We start from the raw sequence: 19,662 nt of genomic DNA, 5'->3' as shown, positions 1-19,662 counted from the left end.
GAAAAATTAAAAAATGAATATTAGCTTAACTTGCTCTTGGAAGAGGAGAAAATTATTTTCTCCTCTTCCAAATTACACAAGTAAAAAAGATTATTTAATTATTTTGCTTCATATAATTCTGAACTAGCGTTTTGTATCATTTCATAAACACCCTTACCCCAGATTGAATCATTCTTTTCATACACTTTTTTAACATTTTCCATAAAAGCAGCTTTATTCGGAATGATAATCTCCATACCAAATTCATTTTGGAACTTGGCAATTAAACTTGCTTCCTGTTCTAAAACTAATTGATTGCAGTGATATCTTCCCGCTAATAACGCCATTTTCATATAAACTTTATAGTCGTCCGGCATACTCTCCCAAACTTTTTCATTAATTGTAGGATTAATTATGGTCATCTGGTGATCAGTTAAGACAATGTAATGGGTAACTTCATAAAATTTGCTAGAATAATCTGTTGGTAGTGGATTATCCTGTCCATCTATAGTTCCGGTCTTTAATGCCATATATACTTCATTAAATCCCAGAGGAGTAGGCTGAGCGCCTAAACCTCGACCAACATCCATCCAAACTTCAGATCCAGGCATCCTTAGTTTAACTCCCTTTAAGTCTTCAGGAACCCTAACTTCACCAACATCCTTAATAAAATTCAATTGTCTGGTACCTAGAAACCAGGTATCTAAAACCACTAATCCTGATCGCTTCCTGAGTTCATCCCAGTAAGCTTTACCGATAGGACCATTTAATACATGGTATAGATGATCTAAATTTTTATAAGCATAGGCTGCTTCTAAGACTCCGATTTCGGGATATGGTATTAAATCAGCAAACCAAGTAGGTGAGCCATCAGACATATCAATATCTCCTCGCATAGTACCGAGAACTTGGGTTTTCTGGTCTGCTAATTGTCCAGAATGATATACAGTTACTTTAATATTTCCATTGGTTAATTTTTCTATGATTTCAGCAAATTTCATAAAACCCTGGGTTTGTGGCTCTTGAGGGGTAGCAGCAGTAGAAAATTTCAAGCTATACTTTGGTTGTTCAGCAAAAACCAACATAGATGACAAAAGAATAAGCGAACATACTATCAAAACAATTTTAACTCTTTTCATAAGAAACTCTCCTTTTTTATTTTTTAATTTAATCATTCTGTTAATTGCTATTATAATATATAGATTTATACACCTCCTATCTTATTAGAATTTTGCCAGTTAAGGAAAAGCAATTATTTTATTGAATCAGTTAAATTTTAATAGAATTTCTAATGATTAATTCTGTATTTAATATTATTCTTGGACGGATAGGTAAATTGTCTTGATCGTTCTCTATTTTTCTTATTAACAATTCAGTTGCTGTAGAACCTAATTGGTATACTGGTTGCCTAATTACAGTTATAGGGGGTTCAAAAATTGCCATCCAATCAGAATCATCAAAGCAAACAATACCTATATCTTCAGGAATTTTTAAATTCATATCTTTAATAGCAACCAATGCACCAATAGACATATCTATATTAGTAGTAAAGATTGCTTCTGGTTTGTTTGATTGATTCAATAATTCTTTAGTTAATTTTCTGCCACTTTCTTTTTTAAAATTACCAATTTTAATTAAACTATTATCCTTTGCAATCCCCGCTTCTCTCAATGCATTTAAATAGCCTTCCAATCTTTCCGTACCAGTAGTTCGGTCAAGGTAGCCATTTACTATTCCAATTTTTCTATATCCTTTTTCTATTAAATGTCTAACAGCCTTATAAGCACCAATTGCATTATCAACTAATACAGCATCACAGTTTACTCCTTCTAGTAAGCGGTCTAAAAGTACTACTTTAGTTCCTGAATTTATTAAATGTTGAATATATGTAGGATTTTTGCCAGTAGGAGTAAGGATTATACCATCTACTCTATTAGATTTTAATATTTTCAAATAATTTAATTCTTTTTCTGAATCTTCGTCTCCATTACATAAAATAACATTATATCCATATTTATTGGCAGTATCTTCAACTGATTTAGCAATGACTGAGTAAAATTGCGAAAGAACATTTCCAACAATTATTCCAATCGAATAAGTTTTTTTCTGTCTGAGACTCCTCGCTACTGCATTTACTTCATAATTTAATTCTGATACAGCTTTAAGAACTTTTTTTCTGGTCTTTCCTCTAACTCCTGGATAATTTCTTAGAACTCTTGATACAGTTGCTGTAGAAAACCCTGCTTTTTCAGCCACACTTTTTATATTAATTTTCATATTTATTATTATAATACCTAAATAAATTCATTTTATAACTATAATGTAATCGTTTACAATGTTATCGATTACATTATATAAAAAGAGTTTACTTTAGTCAAGCCTTTCTATTACCTTATTTTAAAAATATATTAATTTTATTACTGTCTCGTATAAAATGCATTTAAATTATTTTTATTATATAGCAATCATTTCTATATTGGGAGAATAAAGGTATTTTCTATTAGAGTAGAGTTAGAATTGCAGGACTCAGCAAAGATTAGTTATTCAATTTTTCCAGATATTGTTCATAGATAGAAAGAGTACTCTGATCGTATAATACAAAGCGGATGTGTCTTATGTGGATCAGTTTCGGTAATACCTTTTTTATGGTACGAAAAGTAATCTGGGTAGCTTCTTTAATGGGATAGCCAAAGGCACCGGTAGAAATCGCAGGAAAGGCAATTGAATCAATACGGTGCTGGTCTGCTAACTGTAAAGCATTTTTATAGCAACTCGCCAATAGTAAATCTTCAGGACTATCAATACCATAAACCGGTCCCAGACAATGAATAACATATCTATTTGGCAGCTTATGACCACCGGTAATAACTGCCTCGCCAGGTTTAATAGGTGCCAAGGGTCTACATTCCTCTTCCAATCCCGGTCCGGCAGCTCGATGCAATGCTCCAGCTACTCCCCCACCTATTCTCAATTGAGCATTAGCTGCATTTACCACTGCAGTCATATCTTTCTGGGCAGCAATGTCTCCCACAATACATTCCATAGTAATTTCAGATATCTTCTTTTTCATAACAGAACTTCCCCCTTATGAAAAATATTTTCTGATAAACTGTTAATATCTTATCTTATTTTCTGATTCCTCCCATAACAGAAAGGCTTCTTTGGCTTCTTCTGCATTAATCTGAACCATTGGTGTAGTTCGCTGAGAAAGGGGTCGATTAAACTCAGTATAAATCAAATCATCGGCAAATCCAATCTTGTGAGCATCTTTTCTGGTGTTACCATAATAAACGGCATCTAGATGCGCCCAATAGATAGCTCCCAAACACATGGGGCATGGTTCACAGGAAGTAAAGATGCTACAACCTGATAAATTAACGGTCTTTAATTCTTGACAGGCCTGGCGGATAGCCTGTATCTCGGCATGAGCGGTGGGATCATTATTATTAGTGACAGCATTAACTCCGGTTGAAATAATCTGATTATTCTTGACAATAACAGCTCCAAAAGGACCTCCTCCCATTCTGATATTTTCTATGGATAACCGAATAGCTTCCTTCATAAACTTACTAAGCATCTTCCTCCTCCTTTTTCCATTGAAAGCATGAGATTCAAATAAAGAAAGCCAAGTTATTCTATTACTTCAATACCAATGCTTCGTAACCAATCTAAAATCTCTATCTTTAATCTTTGTTCCTTAAATTGAAACCATTTCTGTTTATAAAAAGGATAATCACTTAATACCATTTTAAAACGATGGAAAGCGCCCTTGCCAACCAGGGTAATATTTAATTTTTCTCTTAACAATTCATCTGTTACACTATCCGCAAATTCCACCATAAGATTGTAGCTCTCATAAACCGGCTTCATAGGTATATTTATATAACGTTCGGGATTATCAATTAATATCTCTTTAGCTATTTTAAGCTCATTGAGCATCCATTCCGATAAATCATCTCTTAATTCTTGCTCTTTTGTATATCCTGTTACCTCTTCTGTTAATATAATAACCTCTCCGGTATCCCTATCGAGAAAATACTTATTATAATATCTTTCTGCATCTTCCATTGCCGCTTCTATCATTGATAAGTCAATCTTTAGCTTTTTCATAATTATACCCTTTAGTTTTATCGATAATCTAATTCTACCAATAATATAATAACTTTAAAATAATATTTATGCTATTCTTTTTTACCTGATATTTTATATTATAGAATGCGTTCATTAAGAGAGGCAAAAAAGAGATATGTGTTATAAATATGATAAAATAACTAAAGTGGAGGATTTTATGAATCAATTCTCAATTATCTTGATAACTATTCTTCTTTTAATAGTCGTAATTTATCTGTTTATCAGAAAAGGGGGCAAGGAGGGCAGAAAGAAAAAGGCTTTGAGAGAGAGATATTATAAATTACTTCGACTTCCTCCTGAACTGGCAGCTGAAACAATGGAAAGACAAATGAGAAATCTGAAAGAGAAGCACCCCCATAAATCAGAAGAATGGTATCTGGAAAAAATAATTTATGACCTGGAAAGAGATCGTAGATAATAATAAATAATAAATGATAAATAAGAGTAAGGGATTGCACAATAATTCTATTTATTAAGGTACTATGACTAAATTATAATTCTGACTACCTAATCCTAATTCTTCAGCATACCTCAATCCCACTTTCCAGTCAGTATCGGGATGTACATAATGAAATTTATCTTCTCCTTTCCGGTAATTACGTTCTTCCAGAACAGACTTCTGAGTCATAGTAGCTTCATTCACTAAATCCACACAGGCCTTATCCAGGGCTACCGGATCAAAGGAGGCTGCCATTCCTATATCTGGCACAATAGCCATATCGTTATAGCTCCAGCAGTCACAGAAAGGAGAAACATTCATAATGAAGCTGATATGAAAATGCGGTTTATCTTTTAACACAGCATAGGCATATTCCATAATTTTTTCCTGTACAATTGCTCCTGAAGCGTCAGAGCCTGCCACTGCAGCACTATACTGGCATATTGCCACACATTGACCACACCCGATACATTTTTGATAGTCAATTTCCGCTTTTTTATTTCTATTAAAATGAATTGCTCCCTGGGAGCAATTCTTAATACAGTACCCACAACTTACACAATTTTCCATCTTAATCCTGGGTTTTGAGGTGGAATGCATTTCCATTTTACCGGCTCGTGAACCACTTCCCATACCTAAATTTTTCAAGGTACCCCCAAAACCAGTCAGTTCATGACCTTTAAAATGAGTAAGAGAAATTATTATATCGGAATCGGTAATCGCCGATCCGATCTTAGGAGCTCGACAGTGTTTTTTATCTATCTTAATTTCTCTATATTCAGTCCCCTTTAATCCATCGGCTATAATTACATCACAACTAACCGCTATACGATTAAAGCCATTCTCCATGGCGGTATTTAGATGATCAACAGCATTTGCTCTTTTACCATGATAGAGGGTGTTGGCATCAGTAAGAAAGGGGAATCCCCCACATTCTTTTATTAACTGAACAATACGAGCAACATAATTTGGTCTGATATAGGCAAGATTACCTGCTTCCCCAAAATGTATCTTTAAAGCAACAAATTTCTCTTTAAAATAAATATTTTTTATCCCAGCCTTCTTAACTAAATTATTTAATTTATCCAGTAAATTATTTCCTGGTTTTGCCCTTAAATTGGTAAAATAAACTTCTGACTTTTCCATCTATCTACTCCTTCTTTGCTTAGCATTACAATTAATCTATATGTTCGCTAGAATCAACATCTCATAACTTATTATTATTATATCATTCTTACTATATTATAGTATTTATTTTACATCAAATTGCTCTTTAGACAAATATTTTTCCAGGAGAAGGGATGAGATAATAATTAATGGTATAGATACTGTCCAGCGTATAACTGTGAATTCAGCTCCTAAAAAGGATGCTTCAAACAGAGTCATGGGGATTCTAACTACAGCAGAGGCGCCCAGAAAAGTAAAGATAACACTTAACCGTGCACCCTTACGATATAAGGCAGACGATACCGGTAAGGCAACTAATAAACCCCCGGCCATAGTTCCTGCCAAAATAATAGCCCAGATATATCCCTGAAAACCACCTTGGTATCCCAAATGCTTTTCAACTCTTTCCCTGGGTACCCAGACTTCAAATAAACCAATCAAGATAAAAGCACAGGGTAATATTCTACTCATAGAAGATAAAAAAGATATTAAGTTGGTACCAATCTCAATTCCAGAGGAAATATTAAATACATAGGAATAAATAATATATATAAAATAGGCTAAAATAGTAATAAAAAATAGATTTCCTTTGATCTTATTCTTCTCTTTCTTATTTTGTTCTTTCATAGGGCAACCTCGCCAAAATAAAGACCTATCAACAAGGCTACAATTATGGCAATGATAAAACTAATAATATTACGGATAAGAGCAACTCTTTTACCCAGATAGGTAACCTCAACCGGGAAAGTTATGGTTCCAACCATCATTAGAGTAGTGGTAAACGCAGCAATAATAGTATAGGAAATCCCATTATCCTTTAATATTCCGGCTAAGGGAAAGGCGATAAATCCTGGCACAGCTGTTATCGAACCAACCAGAGCTGCTAGAATAATATTTACCATATTGCTTCCATAACTAAGATAGGTAACAATTTTTTCCTGGGGAAAAAGAAATAAGATAATGGATACCAGGATAAGCATAATCAGAAAAGAGGGAAAAATAATGAGAAATCTCCGATAAGCCAATATAATAGCTTTTTTGGATTTAGAATAATCAAAGAAAAAAGATAACAATAACAAGATACCTGTTAGGTAGAAAAGCCACATAAAATGATTCTCCTTTTCAATGTTGGCTTATTGCTTCATAGAATTATTTTTTTCTTGGTGTTCCTGCTGAATTCAAAGGGATGATTTTATATCACCATGACATTTCTGAATCTGTTATTGACTCCACTTCTTATTTTTTGGTCTTAATTCAGGATGCTGGCAATTGTTTTTTTTTATTTCTCCTCTACTCCTCCCGTAATTAAGGTGGTTTTTAGACATTTTTTGAGAAAGTTCATCTTCAATTGAGTTTATTTGGGACAGCTCGAGAATATGTTTAGCAACTTCTTCTAAAACTTTTCTGTTAATATAATAATGGGTATAATATCCCCTTTTATCCCCTTTAGCTACACCAGCCTCTCGTAAAATTTTTAAATGCTGGGATATCGCAGATTCTGAAATATTCAATCTAATAGATAAGGCGCGGACACAAAGGTCATGTTTCAATAACAACTTCAGGAGATTATAGCGGTTTTTATCAGATAAAGCCTTAAAAACTTCTAATATACTATCCATTGATTTATCTCTTTCATTTTAGTATCTTCTAAATTAGATTATATATTACTAAAATATCCCTGTCAATTAATAAACGTCTCTATTAATTGATAAATTATATTTTCTATAAAAGATAGACGAAACTTATTTATGGTTAAGCTCCGTCTATCTTACTTTTTAATATCTGCTTGTCTCAGATAATTAAATCACCTTATTTTGTTTTCCAGTAGAGAAGAGATTCTGGTACTTTTGGTTCCGGGAATACTGGCACAGCAGGTCCTTTGAAATCAGAAGGATTTTCTTTGGGAATAGGAGGCCATAAATCAGCTGGTATGACCGGATGATAATCAACACCCACCATTCTCTCCTGAAATTCATTCTGGATAGCGGTTAATTTTGTCTCATCGGTAAGAAGATCAAGACCAGTACAACCAAATACTTTCGTTGCAAATATAGTTCCTTTCCAACCGATAGAGGTACCCATCTGTTCGTTTTTAGCTGAGCTATGACCGGGTGTATCAAGCGCTTCAGTGGTAGCATTAAAAGATATTAGTGGTGCTATATAACTGACATCACCGGTATCAGCAGAAGCTTTTGAGGTATCGTCTATCGGTTCATGTATAGAACTATCCAACTTACCCAAAGGGGTGTTATGTTTTTCAGCGATAGATTTAACTAATTGTTCCTCTTCTTCAGTAAAAGTCGGTGCCCCAATATACTTCATATTTTCAATTACTAAGTCTGATCCTCTCTTGTTAGGTATCTTGTTATAGAAAGCGCCAACTACCTGCATGGTTACGTCTGTACCACTAGCCAATGCTCCAGCACGTAGACAGTCATCCACTCCGCCTTCTCTAGATCGTAGTTCATCAATATCTTTCATCATTGGTCCACGAATAACTAATCTCATTTGCGTGTATTCCGGGACAGAATTGGGTGCCTGACCTCCATTGGTAATAATATACTGGATTCTCATGGGTTCAATCATGTGTTCCCTTAAAAACTCCATAGCAATAGAACTTATAGTTAGTCCATCCAAAGCTGAACGACCCTTTTCTGGTGCGGCACCAGCATGAGAGCTGATTCCCTTATAATTTACTTCTAAAATCTGCACTGCCAGATTAGAACCATAATTAGATTCATTTTTAGTACCAGAATGCCAACTTAAGAATACATCACATCCATCAAAGACACCCTCTCGAGCCATCCAGACCTTTCCGCCATGGGTATCCTCAGTGGGAGTTCCAAACAGCTTTACGGTACCGTCAATATTATGCTTTTCCATGGCCTCTTTTAAAACTATGGCACCTGCTACACTGCCAGCACCAAATAGATTATGACCACAGCTATGTCCATTGGGTAGGGCATCGTACTCAGCAAGAATTCCAATGACTGGTTTTCCTGTTCCGTGTGTGTAAGTTCCCACAAAACTGGTAGGCATCCCAGCTAATCCTCGTTCTACACTAAAACCATTCTGTTCTAACTCACTGACCAATAGATCAGATGATTTAAACTCTTTCAGTCCAATTTCAGCAAATTCCCAGAGCTGATAAGAAATATCACTGATACGACTGGCATTATCATCAGCCCAGGTTATAACAGTTTTTTTGGCATCTTCAATATCCACTTGAGCTATTACACTTAAGGTAAAACTTGCTATTAATATACATACTGTGAGAACAGTAATTAATCCCAAAATATTCCTTCTCATAACTATCTCCTTAATGTTTTTAATTTTTAAAACAAATAAATTTTTTCACAATTGTAGACTTACTTCTAGTAATAAAACTGCCCTATAATTTTTCTATCCCCTTAAGTTTTTACATGATCTTTTCTCCTTTCTGCTCAAAATAAAAAAACCACGAATGAATTAATCACCCGTGGCTATATAAAAATAAAAACCACAGGCTTTTACCGAGGTAAATGCCTGTGGTTTTTTTCAGAGACTTGTTATAACCCTCTACCAATCCCCAAAGGCGTTTACCTCTGGAATAAAGTAGAAGAAATAATATGAACTATCAATATTGTTTGTTTGTGATTTAAAAATATTTATATCTTTTAACATAACCTATACTTTTAAAATTAATTTCTCTATAGAATATCTATTAACTTATCAAATGTCAATAACAAAATTAAAAATTTATTAAAAATAATTTGCTTAATAATGCCTATTAATGGAAATAAAATGTATGCTAACTATAATTCAAAACCTAAAAAAGTTTTAACTAAATAGCCTATAATGAAGGAAAGAGCAGCCACACCAATACTGATAAAAGCCATCTCCATAAATCTTTTCTTAAAATTATAATCGTTGGCTACAGAAATATAATAATTAAAAACAAAAATAATGACCAGTGCTATTATAATAGTCATAGCGAGACTGTAGAAATAATTGCTAATTAAAAAATAAGGCGTAATTAAAGCTATAACTGTCAAAATATAAGCAATTCCGGTGTAAAACGCTGATTTGCCTGCTCTTTCTTGTTCTTTCGGATCTGGCTCCGCTTTGGTTGAAAGATATTCACTTGCTGCCATTGAAAGAGAGGCAGAAATACCGGTAATTAATCCCAGGAGAGCTATTATTCTTGAGTTCTGAATGGATAAGGTAAAACCAGCCAGGGCACCCGTCAGTTCTACCAGAGCATCATTCAAGCCTAGAACCACTGAACTCATATAAGTAAGTTTTTCTTCATTAATCATATTAATCAATTCGACTTCATGTTTTTCTTCGGCTTCAATTATTTCTTTCATTTCTGGTATAGCCTTAAGCATTTGCTTGTAATTCTTTTGTGCCTGCTCTTCCCCTTTTTCCTGTAATTTAACACCAAAGGTCAGGCCAAATACCCGGGATATAAAAACATAAAAAAACACTCTTAACTTATCTACTTTTAAATCCACTTTAGTATATTTCTTAAATATTTGGGCGTGTTCTTTCTCATCATTGGAAATCTTTGCTAATATTTTTGAGTTACGTGGGTCTTTAACTAATTTAGCTAACCTTCCGTAGACTTGTTCCCCTACCAGCTCATCTTGCTGTGCCTTTTTTAACTCATTGATTTCTTTTTCACTTAACTTATAATTCATAAAAATAACCTTCTTTCTAGTAAAATATCAATTTAATTAATAGGTTATGCCCGAATCAAAGACTAAAAACCAATAACAAATATTTATCAATAAATTATTAAGAAAAGTAGACAGAAAATAAGGTCGCTATTAATAGACCAATAATCGCTCCTACAATTACTTCAAAGGGTGTATGGCCAATAAATTCTTTCATACGCCCGTTTTTCAGTCTGTTTTCCTTAAAAAATATCAGCATAAGCTTGTTTAATGCTTTGGCTTGTTCACCGGTAGCCCTTCTTACTCCTGCAGCATCAGCCATAACCACAATGGCAAACACACTAGCTAGAGCAAACAAAGCAGAATCCCAACCCTCTATATAACCTATCGAGACTGCCACACTGACTGAAAGCGCAGAATGAGTACTGGGCATTCCGCCCGCTCCAAAAAATCGGTTTAAGTCCCATTTTCCTTCTGTAATAAAAAATAATATTAACTTAATAGCCTGATTAGCAATCCAGGTAAGGAAGGCAATTGCTATTATTTTATTATTAAATATGGCAATTAACTCATCAAAGACTATTATACTAACTTGTCTCCTTTAAATGCTTTTGAATATTTATAAACAAAACTGGAAAATTAGTTACTATCTGCTATCCGACTTTAACACACCAGCTCTGGCATAATTTTCCCATTCCATCTCTCTGATTATAATGCTTACTGCCTCTTTAGGGCAATTCAGGGTTTCTGAAATAGCATCAGTAACCATCTTTACCATTTCTCTTTTTTGTTCTACTGTTCTACCTTTCAATATCTCTATCTGTAAAATTGGCATAATGTGAACCTCCTTTTACAAAAAAGATAAAGCAATCAGGGAAAATATCCCTGAAAGCCTTCAAAGATAATAAATTTTAATAATAAGTTTACAACCAATGGAGTAATACTCCCTGAGCACCACAAACTACAATATGCGATACACTTAATACTATATACTGATAAAGGGATTCTCAAAGGGAAGGATTCCCCTTGAATATCCTGTAATATAGCAAACCTATCCATTCATGCAATGCTCTTAAATTGTGTCCCCAGGAACTACTGTTGGGAAGAAGATTTATTATACCAGGTTGAATATTTTCATATAAGAAACCTACCGGAGCAGGGAAAATTACTATATCATCATTTTGAAAGGCAAACATTGCCCTGGGCATATGCACAGCGCTTGTTACCAGAATAACTTCCTGAAAACCATATCTTCTAATCAAGTCCAGTGTAAAGCTGGCATTCTCCACAGTAGTGCTGGACTGGGTTTCTTTAAGAATATCCTCAGCAGATATCCCTAAGTCCACTAATAATTGTTTCATACTATCAGCCGCTGGTATATTCCCAGCAAAGCCGGGAACAGTTCCTCCGCTTACCAGAATAGGGCACTCCATTTTCTGATAAAGAAAATAGGCTCCCAAAAGACGTACCAGGGTAATCTCTCCAACTTCAGCATTACCTGCACCTGCTAATAAACTTCCCGTTACTAAGTCTCCAGCCAGTACTACTATTACCGGATGGGCAAAATTTACACTATCTCTGGATATACCTGAATTAAAAATATATTTATCTTCCAATGGTTTTAGGAAGAGAAGTTCTCCTAACCAGGAACTCAATAAAAATAAAAGGGTAGCTAAAAATACCGTAAATATGGTGGCTATCTTTTTCTTACGATAAATTAAAAGAAAATAGAGCAGTAAAATGGCAATAATGATAACTCCCGGTGGAAATATAAATTGCATAAGAATTTTGCGCAATAAGAGCATTGAATTTAGCATCTTAGCAATTACACTCTTTTCTAATATTTTTGCTTTTCACTTCTTTTAGCCTTCTCTTATCTTCTTCCCATATGAGAATTTTATCTGAAATTTTCTCTGCTATCCATCTGTAGTCTAAATTCTCATTAATTGAATAAAACATCCACTTCCCAATTTTACGGCTGTTGATTAACCTGGCTTCTCTTAATACTCTTAAGCTGTGAGAGATTCTGGATTGTTCCATATCCAGAGTACGGGTGAGCTCACAGACGCAGAGCTCACCCTCAGTCAAAATCAGAAAGATGCGTAATCTTGTTTTATTAGATAAGGCATTGAATATTTTGATATATTCTTCCATAACATCCTTAGTAACTAAATTATAATTTCCTCACCATCACATATTTCTCAGGGTAGAGCAAAGTTAATATCTACCGGAACTGCTATTTTAAAATAAATATACTCCTGAAGTATTTCCTCAATATCAACATTAGATAAACTTTGCTGTTCAATTCTAATTGTTATTTCTTTCTCCTCTCCTGGCAATAAACTAATCTCTTGATTATTTGGTGTAATATAATCCTGAGAGGAAGTTATTAAAATGTTTCTCAACTCACTGTCACTATTATTCTTTATTAAAAATTTTGCTTCATACCATTTATTTTCCATTTCCTCGGCAATTATAAATTTCTGCAGAGGATGAATAGAAATCATTTCTGCTTTCTCTATTATATAACCTTCAATCATTAAGGTCACATTTCTTCTATTTGGATCATTGGTGACCAGGCGAATATATTCTCTTATCGCTCCTCTTTCCTGCCCATGGGAATCATAAACAAAACTAAGCTCGATTCCCTCCTCGGGAGCCAATAGTAGTGGAAATTCTGGTACTTCTTGTTGATAAGAAACCTGATCTGGGAGAACAATATTTTCAATTTCCAAAACTAAATCACCCTGATTGGATACTTTTATCAAGAGTGAAGAGGAATTACCAATTGAGAGTAATCCCAGATCCCATTTGGTGGTAGATATATGTATTTTGGGAGAAGGTTCACGCTCCACAACCGCCTTGATAGCAATTTTCATTCTGGTAGTTTCCGGGTCATTACTGTAAATATAGACAGACTGGATCACTTCTCCTTCATATCCCCTGGGATTAAAGGTAACCTCCAATTGGGAGGTTTTACCGGGTAAGAGATTTTCATCTGACAATACAGTTGCAGTACAACCACAGGGAGCCTGGACTCTCTCGATAATAAGAGTTTCTCCTCCCTCATTTTTTAAGGTAAAAATATGGATCTGTGGTTGGTCTGACTTTATTGTTCCTAAATCTCCTATCTCTTCTGAAACGGATAATTTTGGTGGACTGGAATAATGGCCACCTACCCTGCTGATTAGAAAACCAATCCCTAAAAAGATAGCTATAATGGTAATTACTATTATGGTAAAACTTTTTTTAGGCATTCTTGCTTTAACCTCTTTCTATATTAATTATATTTACTTAGTTTACCTCAGATTTAAAATGGTTTGCCTTAAATTAAGTGCTATCCTTAAAAATTATATCAGTCTTATTCTTTTATCAGTTGTCGCTATCTTCCTGATACTCCCTACCATGTTACTCTTGCTAAATCCCTCTTCTGTCAATAACTTCAGCAACTGTCTGACATCTTTATTCTTAACCGAAATAAGGAGTCCTCCAGAGGTCTGGGCATCATATAATAATATTTCTTTAGCTGAATCAATTTCTATCATTTTCTCCACGCCACAGGAAAATATTTTTTGATTCAGCAGGCTGCCCCCAGGAATAATATCCTTATGGGAAAGCTCTAATGCCTTCTCTATCAGCGGGACATTGTTTACCTCAATATCAGCCCCAACATCACTATCTTTTAACATTTCACTGAGATGCCCCAGAAATCCGAATCCGGTAATGTCAGTCATGCTATTAATAGACAGATTTAAAATAGAATTAGAAATACTATTAAGCTTAATCATCCAGTTAATTGTCTTTTGTGCCTCTGATGCGGTTATTTCTGCTGCCTTTAAAGCAGTGGCTATTATTCCGGTCCCCAGTGGTTTAGTTAATATCAACCTATCCCCTTCCTGGCAATTATTATTTCTTATTATTTTCTCAGGATGTACCAGACCTAAAACTGCCAGACCATATTTTGGTTCCCGATCCTTTATACTATGACCTCCTACCAGCATTGCTCCCGCCTCTGTTACCTTTTCACAGCCACCTTTTATCATTTCTTCCAGATCATCCAATCTATCATCAGGAAAACAAACTATATTTAAGGCTAACAGGGGTTTCCCTCCCATAGCAAAAATATCGCTTAAGGCATTGGCAGCAGCAATCTGTCCAAAGGTGAAGGGATCATCCACAATGGGAGTGATGAAGTCAGTAGTAAAAATCACTGCTATTTCGCTATTAATACGATAGGTTGCTGCATCTTCGTAATGCTCAAAACTGCTCAATAAATTTTTATCTACAATATGGTTTAGTTTTCTTAGAATCTCCCCGAGATCCTGATAACTCAATTTTGCTGCTCAACCAGAAGCAGAAACCAGCTGCATTAATTTCTTCTTATCGGACATCCTCCTCACCTCCCTATCTATATTAATCTACTCTTCTTGTCTTAAGATTCTTTCATTTCCTTTTCTAATGGTGATGCCTTCCTCATCCATCCTGGTCAATATAGGAACGATATATTTTCTGCTGATATGTAATAAATCCCTCACCTGACCGATGGCAATTTGCTTATTTTTTCTTAAAAAATCAACAATTTTATCTTTCATTTCCCGGTAAACAGAAGGCGTTATACATATCTGATCCTCTAATTTTATAATTTCTCCCTGTTCCATTAAATAGTCTATGAGTTCTGTATTTTTTTTAAAAGCGTCTTTTAATTCCTTCTCAACAGGCAAATGTTCAATATCTTTTTCAATATAGTGTACAATATTATCTACTATTTTATTCTCTTGGGCTGACAGACTAATACTGTGCTTAATAGAAGAAATTATTCCTTTTGTTATCTTTATTTTGTTATCTTTGGATAAATAATCAAGTAGTCTAAGGAATAAATCCTCCGGTATATCAGTAAATTTGTTCCTGATCTGTATGATAGGAAATCCAGCTTTTAGGGGATAATCCTTATGTTTTTGCTCCAGAAATGATATCACATGATGGATTAGATTATTCCAGAAATGAAAAGCTACTACCCAGTCGTCAATTAAAAAAAGAATTTCTTTCTTATTTAATGCTTCCAGGTGCTGATAAATTGCCTCTTGAGAATAAGGACTATTTACCAACAACAGTTCTTTCTTGATTTTCTGGTGCCACTCCAATTCGCTGACTATAAGTTGGCTAATATCTAATTTTTCTCTATTTTCCAACCACTTATGCCAGAGTGGATTATGAAAACTATGCCTGCCAGCCTGTGCATCCAGGATTCTCCCCCCGCCAATGGTCTCATTTATTCCTGGTAGACGAATAATAAAGTAATCGCCAATCATGAGACAGAGCGGCTCTTTAAAACGAATTTGGGCATAGGCTTGTTCTTCTGGCAGCAATTCCTTTTGCTCAAAGATGATGGTTCCTCTCAATATTTTGGTATGAGAAATAAATTCTACCTCAGTTCCATTTTTTAAACGAACAGGATTTTTTTGAGGGAGCAAGTTTAAAATAACATCAAAGAAATTTCCGAATGGTAATTTCTGATTACCATAAATTAAATCTCCTCTTCTTATCTCCTCTTTTTTTACTCCGCTAAGGTTAAGGGCTACCCTGCTCCCTATGGTCGCTTTTTCTACCGAAAGATTATAGCTCTCTATTTGTCTCAAACGGATTTCCCTTAACGAAGGGAAGAGATAGACTGACTGATTCAGATATAAATTACCATCCAGTAGAGTGCCAGTAACAACCGTACCACTCCCTCTTATCTCAAATACTCGATCAATAAATAAGCGCGGTTTGCCTATATCCCTCTTCTGGGGAATGGATTTGCTTACACTTTCTATCTGTTTTCTCAATCGAGTAGTACTTTCTTTATCTTTGCTACTAAAGTAAAGAATTGAAAATTTTAGTTGTTTTAGACCGTTAACCCTATCTCGTATCTCCTGTTCCACTTCCTTTATCCGTTCCGATAAAACAAGGTCGGTTTTAGTAATTACTATCAGACCATAATTAATATCTAACAATCTGATTATCTGGAAATGCTCTTCAGTCTGTGGTTTCCAGCCTTCTTTGGCATCAACAACCAGAAGAAAGGCATCAACGGAGGTTATACCAGTAATCATGTTACGGATAAAATGCTCATGGCCAGGAACATCAATAATGCCTATTTTTTCACCATTTGATGTTTCCATCCAGGCAAAACCAAGGTCAATAGTCATACCCCTTGCTTTTTCCTCTGGTAATCTATCTGCATCAATACCGGTTAGAGCATATATTACACTGGTTTTGCCATGATCAATATGGCCGGCAGTACCAAAAATAACCATAGATAATTACTTTTGCCTCATTTTTTAATTGTTTAATTTTTCTGGTAAAAAGCGGAGGAGATAAGTTCTATCAACTTTTTATCAAATTGGGATTCAATTGTTCTGGGATCAAAAAATAAACAGTTATCCTTAACTCTACCTAAAACAGCAGGACGAGATAATCTTAATCTCTGATCTAACTCATCAATATTCCCCTCGGTTTTAATGCTTAAAAGGTAAGTGGGCAATGTTTTTCCGGGTAAGGAACCCCCTCCTATCAGAGATACTCCCTCTATAACCTGAGCAGGAATGCCTCTCTTTCTTAAACTTTGTGCTAAAGCCTGGCTCCTCCTTTTAATCTCCTGACCTGATAGGGAGATCATCTTCCAAACCGGTATTTCCTGTATGATCCTGCCCTGTAAATAGAACAACAAGGTAGATTGAAGAAGGGATAAAGTTATCTTTCCTACGCGAAAGACACGATAGAGGGGATCTTTCCTAATTTGGTTTATATATTCCCTCCTGCCACATATAATTCCTCCCTGAGGTCCTCCCAGCAATTTATCAGCACTAAAGCAAACCAAATCCGCGCCACTTCTTATCATCTCCTGGACCATAGGTTCGTGAACTAAAGTAAATTGTTCAGTAGACAGAAAGGATCCGCTACCCAAATCAGCTACCACAGGAAGCTTATATTTTTCCCCCAGTATCTTAAGCTCCTTTGTACTTACCGAATGAGAAAAACCTTCTAAAGAAAAGTTGCTCTGGTGCACCTTCAAGAGTAAGGCAGTATTTTCATTAATAGCTTCTCTATAATCATCCAGATTGGTCTGGTTGGTAGTCCCTACTTCCCGCAGAATCGCACTGCTTTCCCTTAATATATCGGGAATGCGAAAACCACCACCAATCTGTACTAATTCACCTCTGGAAATAATTACCTCTTTGCCTTTTGCCAGTACCTTCAAGATTAGAAAAACAGCAGCAGCATTATTATTAAGAATGAGGGAGCTTTCTGATTGACTGAACTCGGCCAGCATTCTCTCAACAAAATCCCCCCTCTTACCTCTTTCCCCCCGAAAAAGGTCATATTCCAGATTGCTATAACCCACCAGGGAAGGTAAGGAATCGTTAATTATGGCCTTACCCAGGACTGCCCTTCCCAGGTTGGTATGTAAAATTACTCCCGTTCCATTAATAACTGGCTGGATAAATGACTGGTATTCCTTCCGGATTAAAGTAACACATCTTGTACTAATATCCGCTAAAGAAGAAGGTGTGGAACCATTCCTGATTCTTTCCCTTTCCTCTGCCAGTACTTGTCTGACCAGAGGAGTAATCATCGGTCGGGAATATTGACCAGTTAGGACTTCTATTTCTTCCTGCTGCAAAACTTCCTCTACACTGGGAATTTGGGCCAACTGAGCATGAAAATTATTCTGTGCTGTCTTATTATGATTATTAGTCAAGTTAAGATATTCTCTCCTATTCTAAAATATACTGAAAATAGAATATAGCCTGGCATTCTTATTAATACACTTACTTATATTTATTCTTCAGATGATATATATATTTTAACACAGACTAAATATTATACAAAATGCCCATTCTAGTATTGTTTATACCTATGATGGGCATTAACTAAAAATGGCGGGAGGGGTGGGAATCGAACCCACCACGGCAATCATAAATTACCGCCCACGGATTTGAAGTCCGCAAGGTCCACCAGAACCTATCCACTCCCGCTCTTTATTATAATATAATTTTTAAATCCTGATAAACTATCAGGCTTTATTTTTTCCTCAGCCACCGCTAGTAGGCGGAGTATAAGTTGGAATTTCTACTGTTACCATTATGTTAGCACTTTTGGTTATCCCTTCTTCCGTATAACTCACTGTAATAGTTGTATTCCCTTTCCCTTGCGATGTTACTACTCCCTCTTCATTAACTGTGGCTTTACTGGTATCTTTGGACTGAAAAACGCATTCAGCTTTGTTAATTTCGGCACTGGAACCATCAGTATAGTGAGCAGTAATAGACACTATATTTTTGCTACTGTTGATACTTGTAAATTTCATGGAGAGAGGTAGAACGCTAATAGAGCTCAACTGCATCTTGCTTACCGTTATGGTAAATTCCTGGTTATCTTTGTACCAGCCATCGTTTACCATGATATCAACCTCATGCTCCCCCACCTGATCTTCGCTTGGTGTCCACATTATCAATCCGGTTGATCCCTCAATGGTCATACCCTCCGGAGCCACTATTAGATTAAATACCAATTTGGTTTTACCATCATCATCAGTGTCCACCTGATAGATATAGGGCTCTCCTACCATAGCAGTTGTTTTTGGATTTGTAATAATTATTACCGGCTCATTTCCCAGGAAGGGTGTCATACAACCATTTAGCAACAAAGAAGTTAACAGAATTACAATTGATAGGAAAACTGTCCTTTTTTTCACTTTTTCACCTCCTCCCTTTCCTTTGTTCTATTTTTATACTAATCAAAAACTCTAAGTGGTATACTCAACTGAAGGATGGTCTTAAGAAAATTCAAAAATAGGCTTAATTTTAAAGAGACTTTTTTTTATTCTCTTTTTCTTTTGCCTATTTGTCATTTTTTTAGCGAATATTTTCTAGCAAGATTATCCCTGAGATGACTTCAGGTAAAAATAACGGGATAGCATAAATTGATTTTTAATATTAAAATGAATATATGAATGTTTCATCATACAAAATAATTATAACACTTCCTGTCAATGAAAATGAAGGTTATTGACAACTTTTACCGAGCAAGCTCTAACATAATCCGAGAATGTGCTGTTAAAAGCTATTATCTTAAAATATTCCGGTATTATTGCTAATAATATAAATTAGTATCTCATCAGTTAGTGTAAAATTTACTGGGGTACTTAAAAACTTGCCCTAACCTATAAAAAAGGTGTAGACTTACCTAAAAATACTCAGATCAAAGTATCCTTTAAAAAAAGGAGGTAAGACTACACCTATGAGT

The 19,662-nt window shown here is 35.2% G+C and carries 21 protein-coding genes and 1 tRNA gene; 1 reads left to right on the top strand and 21 read right to left on the bottom strand.

Going from position 1 to position 19,662, the window contains the following annotated elements; translation table 11 throughout:
• Positions 1-98: 98 nt before the first annotated feature.
• The 5 genes from PHD84_07980 to PHD84_07960 form a co-directional block, all read right to left on the bottom strand.
• Entirely contained in the window at positions 99-1,118 is a 1,020-nt protein-coding gene (locus PHD84_07980) for a DctP family TRAP transporter solute-binding subunit (protein MDD5637733.1), read from the bottom strand.
• Positions 1,119-1,248: 130 nt separating this feature from the next.
• Entirely contained in the window at positions 1,249-2,256 is a 1,008-nt protein-coding gene (locus PHD84_07975; GenBank protein ID MDD5637732.1) for a LacI family DNA-binding transcriptional regulator, read from the bottom strand.
• Between the two features lie 259 nt (positions 2,257-2,515).
• Complete coding sequence (locus PHD84_07970) at positions 2,516-3,049, bottom strand: macro domain-containing protein (protein ID MDD5637731.1); 534 nt, start codon at positions 3,047-3,049, stop codon at positions 2,516-2,518.
• 42 nt (positions 3,050-3,091) lie between these two features.
• On the bottom strand, positions 3,092-3,556 hold the full coding sequence (locus tag PHD84_07965; protein ID MDD5637730.1) for a nucleoside deaminase: 465 nt from the start codon (positions 3,554-3,556) through the stop codon (positions 3,092-3,094).
• A 53-nt stretch (positions 3,557-3,609) separates the two neighbouring features.
• The gene (locus PHD84_07960) at positions 3,610-4,089 is read right to left on the bottom strand and encodes a UPF0158 family protein (GenBank protein ID MDD5637729.1); all 480 of its coding nucleotides are present in this window, start codon (positions 4,087-4,089) and stop codon (positions 3,610-3,612) included.
• A gap of 178 nt (positions 4,090-4,267) precedes the next feature.
• Between PHD84_07960 and PHD84_07955 the strand changes: the two genes are divergently transcribed.
• A complete protein-coding gene (locus PHD84_07955) occupies positions 4,268-4,528 on the top strand; it encodes a hypothetical protein (GenBank protein ID MDD5637728.1) in 261 nt (86 codons plus the stop codon).
• A gap of 54 nt (positions 4,529-4,582) precedes the next feature.
• Here the strand turns inward: PHD84_07955 and PHD84_07950 are convergent, their stop codons facing one another.
• From PHD84_07950 to PHD84_07875, 16 genes are all read right to left on the bottom strand, one after another.
• Positions 4,583-5,695 carry a DUF362 domain-containing protein gene (locus PHD84_07950; protein MDD5637727.1) on the bottom strand — a complete coding sequence of 371 codons (1,113 nt, stop codon included), beginning with the start codon at positions 5,693-5,695 and terminating at the stop codon, positions 4,583-4,585.
• 105 nt (positions 5,696-5,800) lie between these two features.
• Positions 5,801-6,343 (bottom strand): permease, encoded by a 543-nt coding sequence (locus PHD84_07945; GenBank protein MDD5637726.1) that lies wholly within the window; start codon positions 6,341-6,343, stop codon positions 5,801-5,803.
• Positions 6,340-6,822 (bottom strand): hypothetical protein, encoded by a 483-nt coding sequence (locus tag PHD84_07940; GenBank protein ID MDD5637725.1) that lies wholly within the window; start codon positions 6,820-6,822, stop codon positions 6,340-6,342. The genes PHD84_07945 and PHD84_07940 overlap by 4 nt, the downstream gene beginning before the upstream one ends.
• Before the next feature lie 114 nt (positions 6,823-6,936).
• Complete coding sequence (locus tag PHD84_07935; protein MDD5637724.1) at positions 6,937-7,335, bottom strand: metalloregulator ArsR/SmtB family transcription factor; 399 nt, start codon at positions 7,333-7,335, stop codon at positions 6,937-6,939.
• A gap of 190 nt (positions 7,336-7,525) precedes the next feature.
• Positions 7,526-9,025, bottom strand: a complete 1,500-nt coding sequence (locus PHD84_07930) for an amidohydrolase (protein MDD5637723.1) — start codon at positions 9,023-9,025, stop codon at positions 7,526-7,528.
• 485 nt (positions 9,026-9,510) lie between these two features.
• Entirely contained in the window at positions 9,511-10,398 is an 888-nt protein-coding gene (locus PHD84_07925) for a VIT1/CCC1 transporter family protein (GenBank protein ID MDD5637722.1), read from the bottom strand.
• A 97-nt stretch (positions 10,399-10,495) separates the two neighbouring features.
• On the bottom strand, positions 10,496-10,918 hold the full coding sequence (locus PHD84_07920; GenBank protein ID MDD5637721.1) for a divergent PAP2 family protein: 423 nt from the start codon (positions 10,916-10,918) through the stop codon (positions 10,496-10,498).
• Positions 10,919-11,020: 102 nt separating this feature from the next.
• On the bottom strand, positions 11,021-11,209 hold the full coding sequence (locus PHD84_07915; GenBank protein MDD5637720.1) for a 2-hydroxymuconate tautomerase family protein: 189 nt from the start codon (positions 11,207-11,209) through the stop codon (positions 11,021-11,023).
• 172 nt (positions 11,210-11,381) lie between these two features.
• Entirely contained in the window at positions 11,382-12,191 is an 810-nt protein-coding gene (locus PHD84_07910) for a YdcF family protein (protein ID MDD5637719.1), read from the bottom strand.
• Position 12,192: 1 nt separating this feature from the next.
• On the bottom strand, positions 12,193-12,528 hold the full coding sequence (locus tag PHD84_07905) for a metalloregulator ArsR/SmtB family transcription factor (protein MDD5637718.1): 336 nt from the start codon (positions 12,526-12,528) through the stop codon (positions 12,193-12,195).
• A gap of 47 nt (positions 12,529-12,575) precedes the next feature.
• Entirely contained in the window at positions 12,576-13,631 is a 1,056-nt protein-coding gene (locus PHD84_07900; protein MDD5637717.1) for a DUF1573 domain-containing protein, read from the bottom strand.
• 93 nt (positions 13,632-13,724) lie between these two features.
• Positions 13,725-14,708, bottom strand: a complete 984-nt coding sequence (gene selD, locus PHD84_07895; GenBank protein MDD5637716.1) for a selenide, water dikinase SelD — start codon at positions 14,706-14,708, stop codon at positions 13,725-13,727.
• An 84-nt stretch (positions 14,709-14,792) separates the two neighbouring features.
• Positions 14,793-16,670: a selenocysteine-specific translation elongation factor gene (gene selB, locus PHD84_07890; GenBank protein ID MDD5637715.1), complete on the bottom strand. Its 1,878-nt coding sequence runs from the start codon at positions 16,668-16,670 to the stop codon at positions 14,793-14,795.
• A 32-nt stretch (positions 16,671-16,702) separates the two neighbouring features.
• The gene (selA, locus tag PHD84_07885) at positions 16,703-18,115 is read right to left on the bottom strand and encodes an L-seryl-tRNA(Sec) selenium transferase (GenBank protein ID MDD5637714.1); all 1,413 of its coding nucleotides are present in this window, start codon (positions 18,113-18,115) and stop codon (positions 16,703-16,705) included.
• Positions 18,116-18,294: 179 nt separating this feature from the next.
• A tRNA-Sec gene (locus PHD84_07880) sits at positions 18,295-18,390 on the bottom strand.
• A 58-nt stretch (positions 18,391-18,448) separates the two neighbouring features.
• A complete protein-coding gene (locus tag PHD84_07875; GenBank protein MDD5637713.1) occupies positions 18,449-19,111 on the bottom strand; it encodes an Ig domain-containing protein in 663 nt (220 codons plus the stop codon).
• Between the last annotated feature and the right edge of the window lie 551 nt (positions 19,112-19,662).

The sequence above is a fragment of the Atribacterota bacterium genome (assembly GCA_028717805.1).
Lineage (GTDB): Bacteria > Atribacterota > Phoenicimicrobiia > Phoenicimicrobiales > Stramentimicrobiaceae > Stramentimicrobium.
Note: the sequence above shows the minus strand (reverse complement) of the source record. Positions and strands in the feature narration are given on the sequence as shown.